This window comes from Sphingomonas sp. 7/4-4, assembly GCF_027941955.1.
Lineage (GTDB): Bacteria > Pseudomonadota > Alphaproteobacteria > Sphingomonadales > Sphingomonadaceae > Sphingomonas.
Window position 1 is genome coordinate 1,029,860 of the sequence record NZ_CP115960.1, and the last position, 13,169, is coordinate 1,043,028.

Here is a 13,169-nt window from a genome sequence, read left to right on the forward strand (position 1 = left end):
TCGGCTGACGCTGCCGGCGTGCTCCGCGCACGCCATTGCTCGTTATCTACCGAGGATCCGTTCATGTCGAAATTCGTTCGCGCGCTGCTCGGCGCGCCTGTCTTGTTCGCCGCCCTTCCCGCTTTCGCGCAGGAAGCCCCCGCCCGATCCGACGAGATCGTCATCACTGCCGAACGGCTGGTCGAAGAGGCGATCCAGCGCGTCGGCGAGACGCCGGGCGGCGCCAATGTCGTCCCCGCCAGCGATTTCGACGAGAAAGTAGCGGTCTCGCTCCGCGACGCGCTCGCTTTCTCTCCCGGCGTCTATGCCCAGCCGCGCTTCGGGCAGGAAGTGCGCCTGTCGATCCGCGGATCGGGGATCAGCCGCGGCTATCATATGCGCGGGCTGACGCTGTTGCAGGACGGCGTGCCGATCAACCTCGCCGACGATAATGGCGATTTCCAGGAGCTCGATCCCGCGTTCCTCCAGCACATCGAGGTGTTCCGCGGCGCCAATGCACTACGCTTCGGTGCATCGACGCTCGGCGGGGCGATCAACGGCGTCACGCCGACCGGGCGCTCGTCGAACGGCGTGCGTCTGCGAGTCGACGGCGGAAGCTTCGACACGCTGCGCGGCTTCGCCAGCGCGGGCTATGCCGATGCACGCGGTGATGCGTGGCTGGCGATCGCCGGCGATCGCTCGGATGGCGACCGCGATCATGCCCGCCGCAAGGCGCTGCGAGTCAATGGCAATGTCGGGCTGCGGCTGAGCGAGAGCGTCGAAACCCGCTTCTATGCGAGCGCGCAGACGATCCGGCAGGAACTTCCCGGCGCGTTGACCTATGCCGCCGCGCGCAGCACGCCCGGGAGCGGCAACTTCGCCGGCGATCAGGCGCGCGACATCGACTCGCTGCGACTGCAGAACCGGACGAGCATCGCGATCGGCAGCGGCAATCTGGATGTCGGGCTGTTTCTCAATGCCAAGCAGCTCCACCATCCGATCTACCAGCTGATCGACCAGAAATCGCTCGATTGGGGCAGCTATGCGCGGCTCGACCAGGATTTCGGTGCGTTCGGGCTGACCGCCGGCGTGACCGCCCGTTTCGGCAGCGTCGCCTCGCGCCGCTTCGTCAACGTGAACGGCGAACAGGGCGCGAAGACTTTCGATGCCGACCAGCGGGCGCGGACGATCGATGCTTATGCCGAGGCACGCGTACACCCGGTGCCGGCGCTGACGCTGATTGCCGGCGCGATCTACACTTCGGGGCTGCGACGGCAGGATCAGGTCTTCCCGACCCTGGCGAGCGGCCGTGCCACGTTCGACCAGCTCTCCCCGAAGCTCGGGCTGCTGTTCGAGCCGACGGGCGGCGTGCAACTCTATGCCAATCTCAGCCGCAGCCACGAGCTGCCCGGCTTTATCGAGCTTGCGCAGATTTCGAGCTTCGTGCCGCTCGATGCACAGCGCGGCTGGACCGCCGAGATCGGCAGTCGCGGCAAGATCGGGCTGCTGCGCTTCGATCTGAGCTATTATCGCACGGATCTCGATGGCGAGCTGCTCCAGTATAATATCGCGCCGCCGACGATCCCGGCCGCCACGTTCAACGCCGGACGTACGCGGCATCAGGGCATCGAGCTGGGACTCGATCTCGATCTCGCCGCATGGGCGCGGCTGCGGCAGGTCTATATGTGGAGCGACTTCCGCTTCCGGGGCGACGCGCAATTCGGCGACAATCGTCTGCCGGTCGTGCCCGAGCATTACTATCGTGCCGAGCTGCGGCTGGGCGGAGATGCGCTGCACCTCTCCCCGAACCTGGAATGGACGCCGCGCGGCACCTGGGTCGACTATGCCAACAGCTTCCGCACCGGCGGCACTGTGCTGTTCGGGCTGAGCGCCGAGACGAAAATCGATGACCGCTTCACGCTGTTCGCCGACGCCCGCAACCTCGGTGGACGCAAGGCGGCGGGAGATATCTCGGCGGTGGTGCAGTACACACCGGCGAGCGCGATCTTCACTCCGGTCGAGCGGCGCAGCGTCTTTGCCGGCGTGCGGGCCGCCTTCTGATGGCGACCGCTCCGGGCACGCGCTGGGACAATGCGGTGTGGCGCTGGCATTTCTATGCCGGGCTGTTCTGCATGCCTTTCGTGCTGTGGCTCGCGACGACGGGGACGATCTATCTCTGGAAACCGCAGATCGAGGCGTGGCTGGAGCGGCCTTATGACACGCTGGCGCCGTCGGGCCCGCGGGCCAGTGCCGAGGCCCAAGTGAAGGTGGCGCTCGCCGCCCTGCCGGGCGCGACGCTGCACAAATACCAGCTTCCCCAGGCACCCGGCGAAGCCGCGCGCATCATCGTGGGAAAGGACGGGAACGAGACGCGCGTCTATGTCGATCCGTACCGCTTGCGCGTCCTTCGGACCGAGGCTGAGAGCGAACGGCCGATGCGCGTGATCTCGGACCTGCACGGCACGTTCCGCGCGGGCAATCCGGGGAGCTGGCTGGTCGAGATCGCCGCCTGCTGGACGGTGACGATGCTGCTGACCGGGCTCTATCTGTGGTGGCCGCGCCGCGCGCGCGGGCTGGCCGGCGTACTCTATCCGCGACTGCGCTCCGGCAAGCGGCTGTTCTGGCGCGACCTGCATGCCGTGGCCGGGATATGGGTCGCGGCGCTGGCGCTGTTCCTGATCTCGACCGGCCTGCCCTGGGCCAAATTCTGGGGCAGCTATTTCAAGGACGTGCGCGCGGTCACCGGCACGCTCGACGGGCCACAGGACTGGCCGACGGGCGCCCGGAGCGCAATGCTGGGCGACCATGCCGAGCATGAAGGGATGACGATGCCGCATGCGGTCGCGCGCGGGGGCGATCTCGATCGCGTCGCGGCCGCCGTCTATCCGCTGGGCATCGCGCCGCCGGTGCTCCTCGCCCCGCCCGGCGCCAAAGGCACGGAATGGACCGTGACATCGGATGCCGCTAACCGGCCATTACGCACCACGATCACCGTGGACGGCGCGACCGGCGCCCTCACCTCGCGTCGCGACTTCGCCGAGCGACATTGGATCGATCGCGTGGTCGGTTACGGCATCGCCGCGCACGAAGGCGCACTGTTCGGGATCGTCAACCAATTGCTCGGCACGCTGACGGCACTGCTCCTCGCCACTCTGTCGGTTTCGGGAGCGGTGATGTGGTGGCGCAGGCGTCCGGACGGCTTGCTGGGTGCACCGGTTCCGCTTTCGCGGCCGCGCTACGGGCCATTGCTGATCGGCGCCGTTTTGCTGCTCGCGGCGGCGATGCCGTTGTTCGGCGCCACGCTGGCGCTGGCCGCGATTTGCGACCGCCTGCTGCTTCCCCGCTGGCCCGCCGCGCAGCGCTGGCTCGGACTGGTGCCGATACGTGCTTGACGGACCGGCAAGCGCCCCGTAATTGCGCGCCTTCCGCAGCACATGGCCCCTTCGTCTAGCGGTTAGGACGTCGCCCTCTCACGGCGAAAACACGAGTTCGATTCTCGTAGGGGTCACCAGCGTTTTCAAGTACTTAGCTTGAACAAGCGGATTGCAAAAGGCGACACATCTCATTTTCGTCCAATAAGCGCAGACGGAAATGCCCGGACTTTGTCGGATTAGATGGCGCGATTCCCATTCATCGCGGCGACGGGCAGCGGCTAGACCGGCGAGACGTAGCCGTTCGCCTTCCCCGTCCTGGCAGGCTTTGCCGGGACCTGCGTCCGCGCCGCGAGCGGATTGAGATTGCACGCGCCGATCTCGCCCAGATCTCTGCCGTTCTGATGCAGCTTCAGCCACATCTGATGGAATTCACTATCCTTTGTCTTTCTCAGTCACACCGCTGTGACGCGACTTAGCCGGCCGGTGCCGTTTGGGAAGCCTTGCAGTGACGATCGATGAAATCCTGATGCGAAGTGATCTCCTGCGCCGAACGCATGATCTCTTCGCGGCGCAACTCCATACCCGTGCGGATCTGCTCCAACGGATAGAGATCAGCCGATACATTGTAGCGCGCTGGAATGGCACCGTTGCCCAACAGGATGGCGAGCCAACTCGGCTCCATATAGGATTCAGAATCGCCCAGCGCGATTTGTCCGCTGGCGTTCCAGACATCCAGCTTGTGTCGAAGGCTGTCGGGTATCTCCATGTCGCGGCACGCAGACCACAATGGCTCGGGACGGCGCGAGAGGTGATAGTGCGCAATGATGAAGTCGCGGATGCGCTCGATCTCGCAGGTGGAGAGCCGGTTATATTCGTCGCGCAGAACGGGGTCGATGATCCGTTGGGGGAAGTATTTAAGCAACTTCAAGACACCCATGACGATCAGCTGTATTCCGGTTGACTCCAGAGGTTCGAGAAAGCTGGAGGCAAAACCGATTCCCACACAATTTCGGTTCCAGAACTGCCTGCGGTGGCCAGAGGTAAAGCGGAACAGCCGCGGCTCGGCAATCGGTTCGCCGTCGATATTGCCCAGCAAGGCGTCGCGCGCCGCATCGTCGCTCCACAGATTCGAATTATAGACCATGCCATTCCCGCTGCGATGTTGCAGCGGGATGGTCCAGCGCCACCCCCGGCGTGCGCGGTGGACCGGGTGAACGGCATGGGCGCGCCGGTGCGTTTCGATGGCACCGCGATGGCACTGTTGCAAAGTAACCAGCGCGACCAGTCGACAAAAGGCGTGTTCAACGCCTTTCCCAGCAATGCGGACGCAAAGCCGGAACAATCCAGGAAGAAATCGCCGGGAACGGTGAGGCCGTTTGCAAGATGGATGGCGGCAATATTGCCGGACTCGCCATCCAGATCGAAGTGCGTCATCTTGCCTTCGATACGCTGCACGCCCAGTTCGGTCGCCACGTCCCGCAGATAGCGGGCGTAAAGTCCGGCATCAAAATGATAGGCATGGTGATAGCGCGAATTCTGCGGATCGCTCGGGGCGAAATTGTTGTTTTTCGCAACGGCATAGGCGAACGAATAATCATCGATCGGACGATCTTCGCCGGATTGCCGCATTCTCAGCCAATAATGGTGGGTCGATACCCCTTCGACCGGATGACCGTAATCGCTGAAGGCATGGAAATGCCGGTTTCCGGCGGTTCCCCAGTCGCAGAATTCAATGCCCAGCTTGAACGTGCCCTGGGTGCTGCGAACAAAGTCGAATTCATCGATGCCGAGCAAGGCGTTGCACTGCGCCAATATCGGGATCGTCGCCTCCCCGACACCGATGATGCCGATCTCCTCCGATTCAACCAGAGTGATGCGCGTTTGATGGCGATCCGTCTTCTTGGCCAGCAGCGCGGCCGCTATCCACCCCGCCGCGCCGCCACCCAGAATGACGATATTCTGTCGATGATCGCCGTTCATAAAACATGCCTCGAACCGGATTCAGGCCTATGGGGTTTGATGTCGATCAAGGCACGCGCCAACCGACGGTGCCTGTGACATGCGACCGGCATGAACCGGCCGCAATACTGTATTCGAAAGGAGGAAGGGCGCTTCATGATGAAGCGCCCTTCCCCGTTCAGATCGTCAGAAGCGCACCCGCATGGTGAGCTCGTAGCGCCGATCGCTGACGTAATAGTCGTACGGCTGGAACACGCCAGGCACAGGCTCCTGAAGGGTTCGCGAAATCGTGTTGAGAAGGTTGTTCGCGTTGAACGACACGGAAATCCTGTCGCTCAACTTGTAGTCGAAACCCAAATCCAGGTAACCGGCCGCCGCCATGTAGGCCGGAACCATGTTGTACACGGGATAGGAATGGTCCGAGTCAAAGTTGGTCGGGCTGGTGTTGAGCGTGTAAGGATTGCCACCGCTCGTCGCATAGGACAGCGGATTGACGTTGGTCGATAGCAACGCCTTGTCGCGCCAATTGTACGCCAGGCGGACATTGACCTTGCCGCGGCTGTACAGCAACTGGATGTTGTAGGCCCACTTCGACAATCCGGAGTAGGGAAGGTTCGGGTAGGTCTGCGGTATCGTGCCGTCCGGATTGAGGCCCCCGTCCGCCGGCGGGGTGGGACCCAACACGCTGTTGGCCTGCTGAGCAGGGTTGCTGCTGTCGATATAGGTCAGGTTGCCCTCGATACCCAGCCCCCGGAGCAATCCCGGCAATTGGTCGAAGAACTTGCGGCCACCGATCTCAAAGCCCTTGATATGGGCCTTCTGCGGCGACGACTTGTTCTGCAGGTAGAGCCACGGAAGATCCAGGGTTGTCGGCGTCCCAGTCCCGGTCGGCGGGGTCGCACCATCGGCGTATGCCAGGGCCGGAACAGGAAGATTGTCGGCGATGAACGAATAGAATAGCGGTTCATCCTTGATCTGCTTGGCGAACAGATCGATGTAGAGGAAGCTGGACGACGACGGATAGTATTCGAACGTCAGATCTTCACTCGTGATCATGGTCGGTTTCAGATTCGCGCCCGCGTCACGGGCGGCAAAACCCGTGAGAATCCTGGGTGCCAGCGAATTGGTGGGGTTGGGAAGAGACCTGACGTCGATCCAGCCGCCCGCGCGAATGTCATTGAGGCTCGGCGGAGAAGTCGACATCGACGCCGCACCGCGAACGATGAACTTGTCGGATACATCGAACTTGATGTTGAACGAAGGCAGGACGCGCGTGTACTCATAGCTGCGGGTCTGCATGGTATAATCTTCGGTAAACCCATAGAGCGTCGGGTACGCGTTCGACGATCCCGGCAAACCCTGCTGCGCGTTGAAATATGCCGTGCTGTCCGCTTCGGACAGAGCGAGGTTCGCAACGTCCGGCGTTCGCAGCAGGCCGCTCGCCCGCAGTGAATCGCGGAATACACGAACGCCGATATTACCCGAGAATGCCGGAATGAATCCGACACGATCATGCGCGAACCTGGCCTGGACATAGGCAGCCATGTTGGTGATGCGGCTCTCGGTTTTGTTCAGGCCCTGATCGATAGATTGCGTCCAATACTGATCCGCGGTCCCGTTGGGGATGTCACCGTTGTACGTCTTGAGCATATGGTACCAGTCATAGCTCTGCATGAGCGATTGGCTGGCGACGAAAAGCTGCGCTGGAACAGGCGCTGCGCCGCCGAAGAAACGCGGGAAGGTAGCAACTTCATAATCCGACTGCCGGACATTTGGGTTATTGAGATATTGAATGTTCCCCGGCCCAAACGTCGGGTCCCCGGGATGCGACCCAAAATTTTTCCCCATCCATGGCTGGCCAAGCGGTGCCCAATATGTCCCCACGAAGTTGTCGTTTTCGGTACGCCTGGCGGCACGAGCGCCAATAGTGATACTGCGCAGGAATCCACCGTCGCTGACCTTATATTCAAGGTCGAGATGGCCAGCCAGCATCTTCCCCACATTTTTGGGTTCATGATAACCCATCGCGGAGAAGAAGGCCGTACTCTTGTCGAGCACGCCGGCAGAGGGCATGCCGGACAAGGCCGGCAGCGACCCCGTCAGATCGACGTCCACCGAACTAACCAGCGGGCTGGACTGATCGAGGCCTACATACATCTGCTGCCCGGTCGAGCGGGAAGAAACATATTGCACGCCTCCACGCACCGCCACCCGGTCCCCGGGGTCCAGACGAAACTCTGCGAAATATCCAGCGTGGAATTCTTGTTGTGCGATGCCCCCGCGCCGCTGTTGGGGTTCAACGTGGCGGCGGGGCCGCACTGCGCCAGACGGGGTGCACCTGCAGGAAGAGTCGCCGGATCCACACCCGCATCAACCGACCAGTCCCACTGAATCGACGATGCGGGAGCGCCGTAGGAAGCACCGCAATCGATCTGGTACCAGGCGGGCAGCCAGCTGGTGCCGGTGGTCGTGTTGGTGAACTCCACCGACTTGCCGGTGGATGCGAACATCAGGCTTCCCTTGCGGAAGACGCCATTGGCATCATATTCAACCGGACTGCCGGCCACGGGCATAACGGTAGTCGACGCGGACGGGATCCCTCCCACCTTACCGCTGGTCTGCTGACTATTCTCGACATATTGCGAGAAGAATATGGTGTTGGTCAGCGTTAGGTTCGAAGCCGGCCTCCACTGAAGGGCCTGATACGCACCGTACCTGTCGCGCCTGTTCCGATTATTGTTCCAGTTGAACTGGCTGGGAACAAAAGCCAGGTGATCGGCACGCTTGGAGGTCGGCACATATTCGGCAAACATGGCGCCCACCTGCAGATTGCTGCTCTGCTGGTACAGACGGCTGTAGGCCAAATCCCACAACACGCCAATTTCGCCGATGCCTGTATCGAAACGCTTGGAGAACATGCCGGAAATGCGGGGCGAAGCCTTTCGCGCCTGGGTGCCATAGCTGCCGCCCGCGGTGACGTTGAACTGGGTATCCTTGAAATCGAACGGCAGATGCGTACGAAGATTGATCGAGGAGGCACCCCTTCGATGAGGTCGGCGCGCGTCGCTTTGTAAACATCGACCCCGGCCATCAGTTCGGGCGTGATTTCGTTCCAGCTAAAGGAGCTTGCGCCGTTGGCGCTGAACAACTGCTGCCCGTTGAGCATGCTCGAATTGAAGGGAAGACCCCGCACGGTAAGGCCCGTACCCTCGATCTGGAACGCGCTGCTGCCGCCGTTACTCCCAGCGAAACGCGAGATCGTCACACCCGGCACGCGCTGAAGAACTTCGGTAATCGAATTGTCCGGAAGTTTGCCAGCCTCGTCCGCGGTCACCGAGTCGACGATCGTGTCGGAGTTCTTCTTGATGGAGATTGCATCCGCCAGCGCCCTGCGCCGGGCGGTGACGATGATTTCCTCTTCGGGGACGTTGGTGCCATCCTGCGTTGCATCGTCGGGACTCGTCGTCCCCGCATCCTGCGCCCATGCCGGCGTCGCCACGCTCAGGGTTGCAAGGATGAGCGCTGAGGCACTGGCACTCAACATCAAGTTTCGCGTCTTCATTCATACTCCCCCAATTTTATAAGTTTTTCAGATACGCGTCGTATTTTTATACGTGGGCGGTATCAGTTACGGTCGAATGCTGCTGACCAGCTGCTGTCCGATGGCCGCGATATTGACGATGGACCGACATGGGTTGCGCCGCGCGCGCACCGCATTGGAACACAGCGCCGGCGGTTCCGTCGTTGTCATTTTCCGTGAAAAGGATTGTCGCCCATCGAGATTGAACTTCGGCTGCCTTGCACCGGGCAACCTGAAATCGCCTCCGGCAATGCCTCCGCAGTAACGCCAGGCATGCGGTGAGCAATGACCATGGGAAACCCTCCATTCTTATAGCAATCGGAGGGCATTTGCCGCCACAAGTATCCTCTCTCCCTACAGTCTATTTTTTACCAACTCTAAAGCGGTCGGCCATACTTCACCGGCAGATCTATTTAGTCACACAAATCAGAGACCTCGTCCACGGAGAGCACGAATTGAACTAGTCAAATCGCGAGAAAAGCTTGGTGAATATTAGGCGCGGAATCCGCGCTGCAAATTGAGAGGCCGGAAAGCGAAGCAGGAGTCCGTTTCGGAACATTTTTGGAAAATCCCGGCCGCGAGGCTTGGCCGAGCCCGCCGCTTGACCGTAACAGGGTGAAGAAGCCGCCCATGGGGTGGGGTGGGCTAGCCTCGAGATCGTCCCGAGCCCCGTTTAAGTCCCGGGTGTGGCAGCCCGACCCTCTTGTTCAACGAGCGGGAAGTGCAGGAGAGGCTATGAAGCTCGTCCGTCGCTCGGCAGCGGCAATCGCCGGCCTGGGCCTTATTCGGCGTGCCAAACGGAGTGCGAGCGCTCCTGACTGGAAGACCCAAGCATTCTGGCCAGGAACCGGGTATGGATGGCAGTCAACCATGAGTTCCGATGCCACAATCTTAGCGAGCGATGCACGAGCAAGCGCCGTGGGCGTTGAGGCAGGCGGCCGTTCGAATCCCACCTGGCTCCCCGTGCTCAGATCGGCGATTCTCGTCTTTCTGGCCTGGACCTGCGTCGGCGTGTTCCACGCAGTGCCGGATATATTCACGGGCTTCGATTGGCTCATGTTCGCATCGAAGATCATCGATGCCTGGGCATGGGCCTTGCTGACTCCGGCCCTTTTACTGATCGTCCGCAAGCTCTCGTCAATCGAGCAGAATATCGTTGGCCTGGCGCTCCTGCTGCTCCTGCTGAGCATCCCCTTCAGCCTCGTCCATACCTTTTTTACCGGTCTGCTTTTGTATGGGATCCCCCAGATATGGTGGAATCCGTTGCTCAGATCCGATTTCGCCGTCTATTTTTTTCTGGGGGCTGGCAGACATTTTGTGCGCTCGTCGGGGTCATATATGCGTTCAAATATTATAACCGGCTCCTGACCAGCCGCCTTCAGCTGGAGCGTGTCGAAAAGAGTTTGCTCGCGTCGCGGCTGAACGCGCTGCGTCTCCAGCTTGAGCCGCATTTCCTCTTCAACGCGCTCAATACGATTTCGTCGGAAGTTACGACCAACCCCAATCTTGCGCGGGATATGATCGGAGACCTGGGCGCACTGCTTCGGCAGTCGCTCGACTGCAAGGACAGGACGGAAATAACGCTGGCGCAGGAGTTGTCGCTTCTCGAGCATTATCTCTCCATCCAGCGGATACGCTTCGGGGACAGGATGGAAATCGGCATCGATATCGAGCCGGAGACGCTGTCTATCCTGGTGCCTTCGATGCTGCTGCAGCCGCTGGTGGAAAACGCGATCCGCCATGGGATCGAGGGCCGGCTTTCAGGCGGCAAGGTCATGGTTTCGGCATGGCGGGCGGGAGATCAATTGCAGATCCGCGTCCTCGACAATGGCGTCGGCCTGCCACCCAATTGGCGGATGGACGCGTCGACTGGACTTGGCGTTCGCGTCGCGCGCGAGCGTCTGGCGGCGCTTTACCCCGATTTGGGCGAGCAGGGTTTCGTGATCCGTCGCCGCGAGGGAGGCGGCACCGAAGTGGCAATGAGCGTGCCAGTGCACAGCGTCGGAGGCGACGAAGCGTGACAGCGTCGTCTGAGCAGATCCGTGTGCTGGTCGTCGATGACGAGGCTCCGGCCCGTAAGCGCCTGATGGACTTGCTTTCAAAGGACCCAGATGTCGGAAAGATCCTTGAGGCAAAGAACGGCGTCGATGCCGTTGCGCTGATCCAGGATGCGCATCCCGATATCGTATTCCTCGACGTGCAGATGCCGGGCGTGGACGGCTTTGGCGTGATCGATGCCATGGGCGCCGAAAACATGCCGCTGACGGTGTTCGTAACCGCCTATGACCAGTTCGCGCTCAAGGCATTCGAAGCGGAGGCGGTCGACTATCTGCTCAAGCCCTTTGGCGACTCGCGTTACGAAAAGATGATGGAGCGGGTCAAAAAGCGATTGGATGAGAGTCACGCAGACAGCGACGGCGACGCGAATGCCTTTGGTCCGGAGCTGCTCAAGCTGGCCGCAAGTCGTGCCAAGCCGGGCGCACTGTGGAACTGGATGGTCGTCAAGAAGAAGGATGCCACCCACTTCGTCATGACGCAGGACATCGACTGGATCGAAGCCGCCGGAGTGTATGTCACACTCCATGCCGGGGAAGAAGAATTCCTGTACCGCGCCGGCCTCGCCACTGTGGCAAGCCGGCTGGACCCTTTCAAGTTCGTACGTATCCATCGCTCCAGCGTGGTAAACCTCAGATCGATCGCGTTCCTCGAGCGCCGTTCCCATGGCGAGTTCGAGGTCGTGCTGAAGGACGGCACACGCCTCATGATGAGCCGCTCCTATCGCGCCGAGGTTGAAGCAATGCTGGGGCAGAACCTCTAATAATCCTATGATTCGGCCGGGCGAGCGGGCGCCGCAGCCAGTTCACTGTCGCCCCGTCCATTTCGCAGCCATCATTTTCCGGCCCGAAACAATTCCCGGCGCGCTATTTTTGTTGGCGTATAGCCCGGCATGAACTCGGCGGCAGCGCGCAAGCGTTAGCGGTCGACATGTTTGGGGGAGATGAAATGAAATTTTGGCGGGTGCGCCGGCGGGTGCTGTTGTCGGGTCTTGTTGCGCTCAGCCTGACTGCTTGCGGCGGAGCCGCAGCCGGAGGCGGAACGCCAACACTCACGCCAACGCCAACGCCCACACCGACGCCGGCCCCCACCCCAACCCCAACCCCAACCCCAACGCCGACCCAGGCGCTTGCGGCGGTCAGCACGGCCGAGCTCGGCAAAGGGTGGAACATCGGCAACACGCTTGAGTCGCTAAACGATTACGGCAAGCCCCATACGACCTCTCAGGAGACCGTTTACGGCAATCCCGCGGTAAACCAGAAATTGCTGAACGCAGTCGCAGCCGCCGGCTTCAAGAGCGTGCGCATTCCCGTTGAGTGGGCACAATATATCGACGGCACCGGGAACGTCGCGCCGTTCTGGCTCGCCAGGGTCAAGGCAGTGGTCGATATGGCACGCAGCGCCGGGCTGTACGTCATCATCAACCAGCATAAGAGCGACTGGTACAACCCGACGGCTGCGAGCCAGGCTGCCGGGAACGCGGCATACACAAAATTGTGGACGCAAATCGCGAACAATTTCAAAGATTACGACAACCATCTGCTATTCGCCGGCACTAACGAAATCCACGTCGACTATGGCGTGCCGTCGCCGGAAAATTGCTCGGTTCAGGCGGGCTTCAACCAGGTGTTCGTCGACGCGGTGCGCGCGACCGGCGGCAACAATGCGTCGCGAACACTGGTGTTCCAGGGTTATAACACCGACATCAACAATACGATTGCAGCGTGCGGAGCTCCCGTCCCAACCGACACGGTCAGCGGCAGGCTGATGATGGAGTTCCATTATTACGATCTGTACAATTTCACGCTGAACGACAAGAGCGCCATCTGGCAGTGGGGATCGATCGCGACCGATCCCGCAGCGACGGAAGCGTGGGACAACGAGGCACATGTCGACGCCCAATTCGACAAGGCGAAGGCGGCCTATACTGACAAGGGCATCCCCGTGATCATCGGCGAATACTGCGCCATCTCGAGGACCGAATATGATCCGTCGCTGAAGTACAGGGACTATTGGACCAAATACGTCACCGGATCCGCGATCCGGCATGGCTTCGCAACCTTTTACTGGGACACCGGCGCCTTTCCCAATCACACCTGCGGACTGTTCGACCGCAACACCGGTGCCGACTTTAACCCCTCGACGATCGCCGCGGTTTTCGCCGCGCCCTAGATGTCCGGGCATCGTGCTCCGCGCCGGGGATCGTCAGTCGACGATCTCTG

At 61.2% G+C, this 13,169-nt stretch carries 11 protein-coding genes, 1 tRNA gene and 2 pseudogenes; 8 read left to right on the plus strand and 6 right to left on the minus strand.

The features are described 5' to 3' along the window. Positions 1 to 63: 63 nt before the first annotated feature. The 3 genes from PIB19_RS05310 to PIB19_RS05320 all read left to right on the plus strand — a co-directional run bounded on the left by PIB19_RS05310 (position 64) and on the right by PIB19_RS05320 (position 3,490). On the plus strand, positions 64 to 2,040 hold the full coding sequence (locus PIB19_RS05310; RefSeq protein ID WP_271239964.1) for a TonB-dependent receptor family protein: 1,977 nt from the start codon (positions 64 to 66) through the stop codon (positions 2,038 to 2,040). Further along, complete coding sequence (locus PIB19_RS05315) at positions 2,040 to 3,371, plus strand: PepSY-associated TM helix domain-containing protein (protein ID WP_271239965.1); 1,332 nt, start codon at positions 2,040 to 2,042, stop codon at positions 3,369 to 3,371. Before PIB19_RS05310 ends, PIB19_RS05315 begins: the two co-directional genes overlap by 1 nt. Before the next feature lie 44 nt (positions 3,372 to 3,415). After that, positions 3,416 to 3,490: transfer RNA gene (locus PIB19_RS05320), tRNA-Glu, on the plus strand. Between the two features lie 141 nt (positions 3,491 to 3,631). On the opposite strand, the gene PIB19_RS05325 is transcribed toward PIB19_RS05320, so the two are convergent. The 6 genes and pseudogenes from PIB19_RS05325 to PIB19_RS23500 all read right to left on the minus strand — a co-directional run. Next, on the minus strand, positions 3,632 to 3,772 hold the full coding sequence (locus PIB19_RS05325; protein ID WP_271239966.1) for a hypothetical protein: 141 nt from the start codon (positions 3,770 to 3,772) through the stop codon (positions 3,632 to 3,634). 53 nt (positions 3,773 to 3,825) lie between these two features. After that, positions 3,826 to 4,497: a tryptophan 7-halogenase gene (locus PIB19_RS05330; protein ID WP_443018703.1), complete on the minus strand. Its 672-nt coding sequence runs from the start codon at positions 4,495 to 4,497 to the stop codon at positions 3,826 to 3,828. Between the two features lie 101 nt (positions 4,498 to 4,598). Beyond that, a pseudogene (locus PIB19_RS05335) lies at positions 4,599 to 5,333 on the minus strand (tryptophan 7-halogenase); the annotation flags it as partial. Positions 5,334 to 5,498: 165 nt separating this feature from the next. Then, entirely contained in the window at positions 5,499 to 7,427 is a 1,929-nt protein-coding gene (locus PIB19_RS05340) for a TonB-dependent receptor domain-containing protein (protein ID WP_271239968.1), read from the minus strand. Between the two features lie 32 nt (positions 7,428 to 7,459). Continuing rightward, positions 7,460 to 8,230: a hypothetical protein gene (locus PIB19_RS05345; protein WP_271239969.1), complete on the minus strand. Its 771-nt coding sequence runs from the start codon at positions 8,228 to 8,230 to the stop codon at positions 7,460 to 7,462. 200 nt (positions 8,231 to 8,430) lie between these two features. Then, positions 8,431 to 8,874 (minus strand): annotated as a pseudogene (locus tag PIB19_RS23500) (TonB-dependent receptor plug domain-containing protein); the annotation flags it as partial. A 76-nt stretch (positions 8,875 to 8,950) separates the two neighbouring features. Between PIB19_RS23500 and PIB19_RS05350 the strand changes: the two are divergent. From PIB19_RS05350 to PIB19_RS05370, 5 genes are all read left to right on the plus strand, one after another. Then, the gene (locus PIB19_RS05350; RefSeq protein ID WP_271239970.1) at positions 8,951 to 9,157 is read left to right on the plus strand and encodes a hypothetical protein; all 207 of its coding nucleotides are present in this window, start codon (positions 8,951 to 8,953) and stop codon (positions 9,155 to 9,157) included. Positions 9,158 to 9,627: 470 nt separating this feature from the next. Continuing rightward, positions 9,628 to 10,260 (plus strand): hypothetical protein, encoded by a 633-nt coding sequence (locus PIB19_RS05355; RefSeq protein WP_271239971.1) that lies wholly within the window; start codon positions 9,628 to 9,630, stop codon positions 10,258 to 10,260. A 35-nt stretch (positions 10,261 to 10,295) separates the two neighbouring features. Next, the gene (locus tag PIB19_RS05360; protein WP_271239972.1) at positions 10,296 to 10,913 is read left to right on the plus strand and encodes a sensor histidine kinase; all 618 of its coding nucleotides are present in this window, start codon (positions 10,296 to 10,298) and stop codon (positions 10,911 to 10,913) included. Positions 10,914 to 10,936: 23 nt separating this feature from the next. Next, on the plus strand, positions 10,937 to 11,710 hold the full coding sequence (locus PIB19_RS05365) for a LytR/AlgR family response regulator transcription factor (protein WP_271239973.1): 774 nt from the start codon (positions 10,937 to 10,939) through the stop codon (positions 11,708 to 11,710). A 167-nt stretch (positions 11,711 to 11,877) separates the two neighbouring features. Beyond that, on the plus strand, positions 11,878 to 13,119 hold the full coding sequence (locus tag PIB19_RS05370; RefSeq protein ID WP_271239974.1) for a glycoside hydrolase family 5 protein: 1,242 nt from the start codon (positions 11,878 to 11,880) through the stop codon (positions 13,117 to 13,119). Positions 13,120 to 13,169: the final 50 nt, after the last annotated feature.

What these genes read in the sequence shown, in the direction of transcription:
- PIB19_RS05310 (WP_271239964.1), top strand. Translation starts at nt 64, where the DNA reads ATGTCGAAATTCGTTCGCGCGCTGCTCGGCGCGCCTGTCTTGTTCGCC.
- PIB19_RS05315 (WP_271239965.1), top strand. Translation starts at nt 2,040, where the DNA reads ATGGCGACCGCTCCGGGCACGCGCTGGGACAATGCGGTGTGGCGCTGG.
- PIB19_RS05325 (WP_271239966.1), bottom strand. Translation starts at nt 3,772, where the DNA reads ATGTGGCTGAAGCTGCATCAGAACGGCAGAGATCTGGGCGAGATCGGC.
- PIB19_RS05330 (WP_443018703.1), bottom strand. Translation starts at nt 4,497, where the DNA reads ATGGTCTATAATTCGAATCTGTGGAGCGACGATGCGGCGCGCGACGCC.
- PIB19_RS05345 (WP_271239969.1), bottom strand. Translation starts at nt 8,230, where the DNA reads ATGTTCTCCAAGCGTTTCGATACAGGCATCGGCGAAATTGGCGTGTTG.
- PIB19_RS05350 (WP_271239970.1), top strand. Translation starts at nt 8,951, where the DNA reads ATGCTGCTGACCAGCTGCTGTCCGATGGCCGCGATATTGACGATGGAC.
- PIB19_RS05355 (WP_271239971.1), top strand. Translation starts at nt 9,628, where the DNA reads ATGAAGCTCGTCCGTCGCTCGGCAGCGGCAATCGCCGGCCTGGGCCTT.
- PIB19_RS05370 (WP_271239974.1), top strand. Translation starts at nt 11,878, where the DNA reads ATGTTTGGGGGAGATGAAATGAAATTTTGGCGGGTGCGCCGGCGGGTG.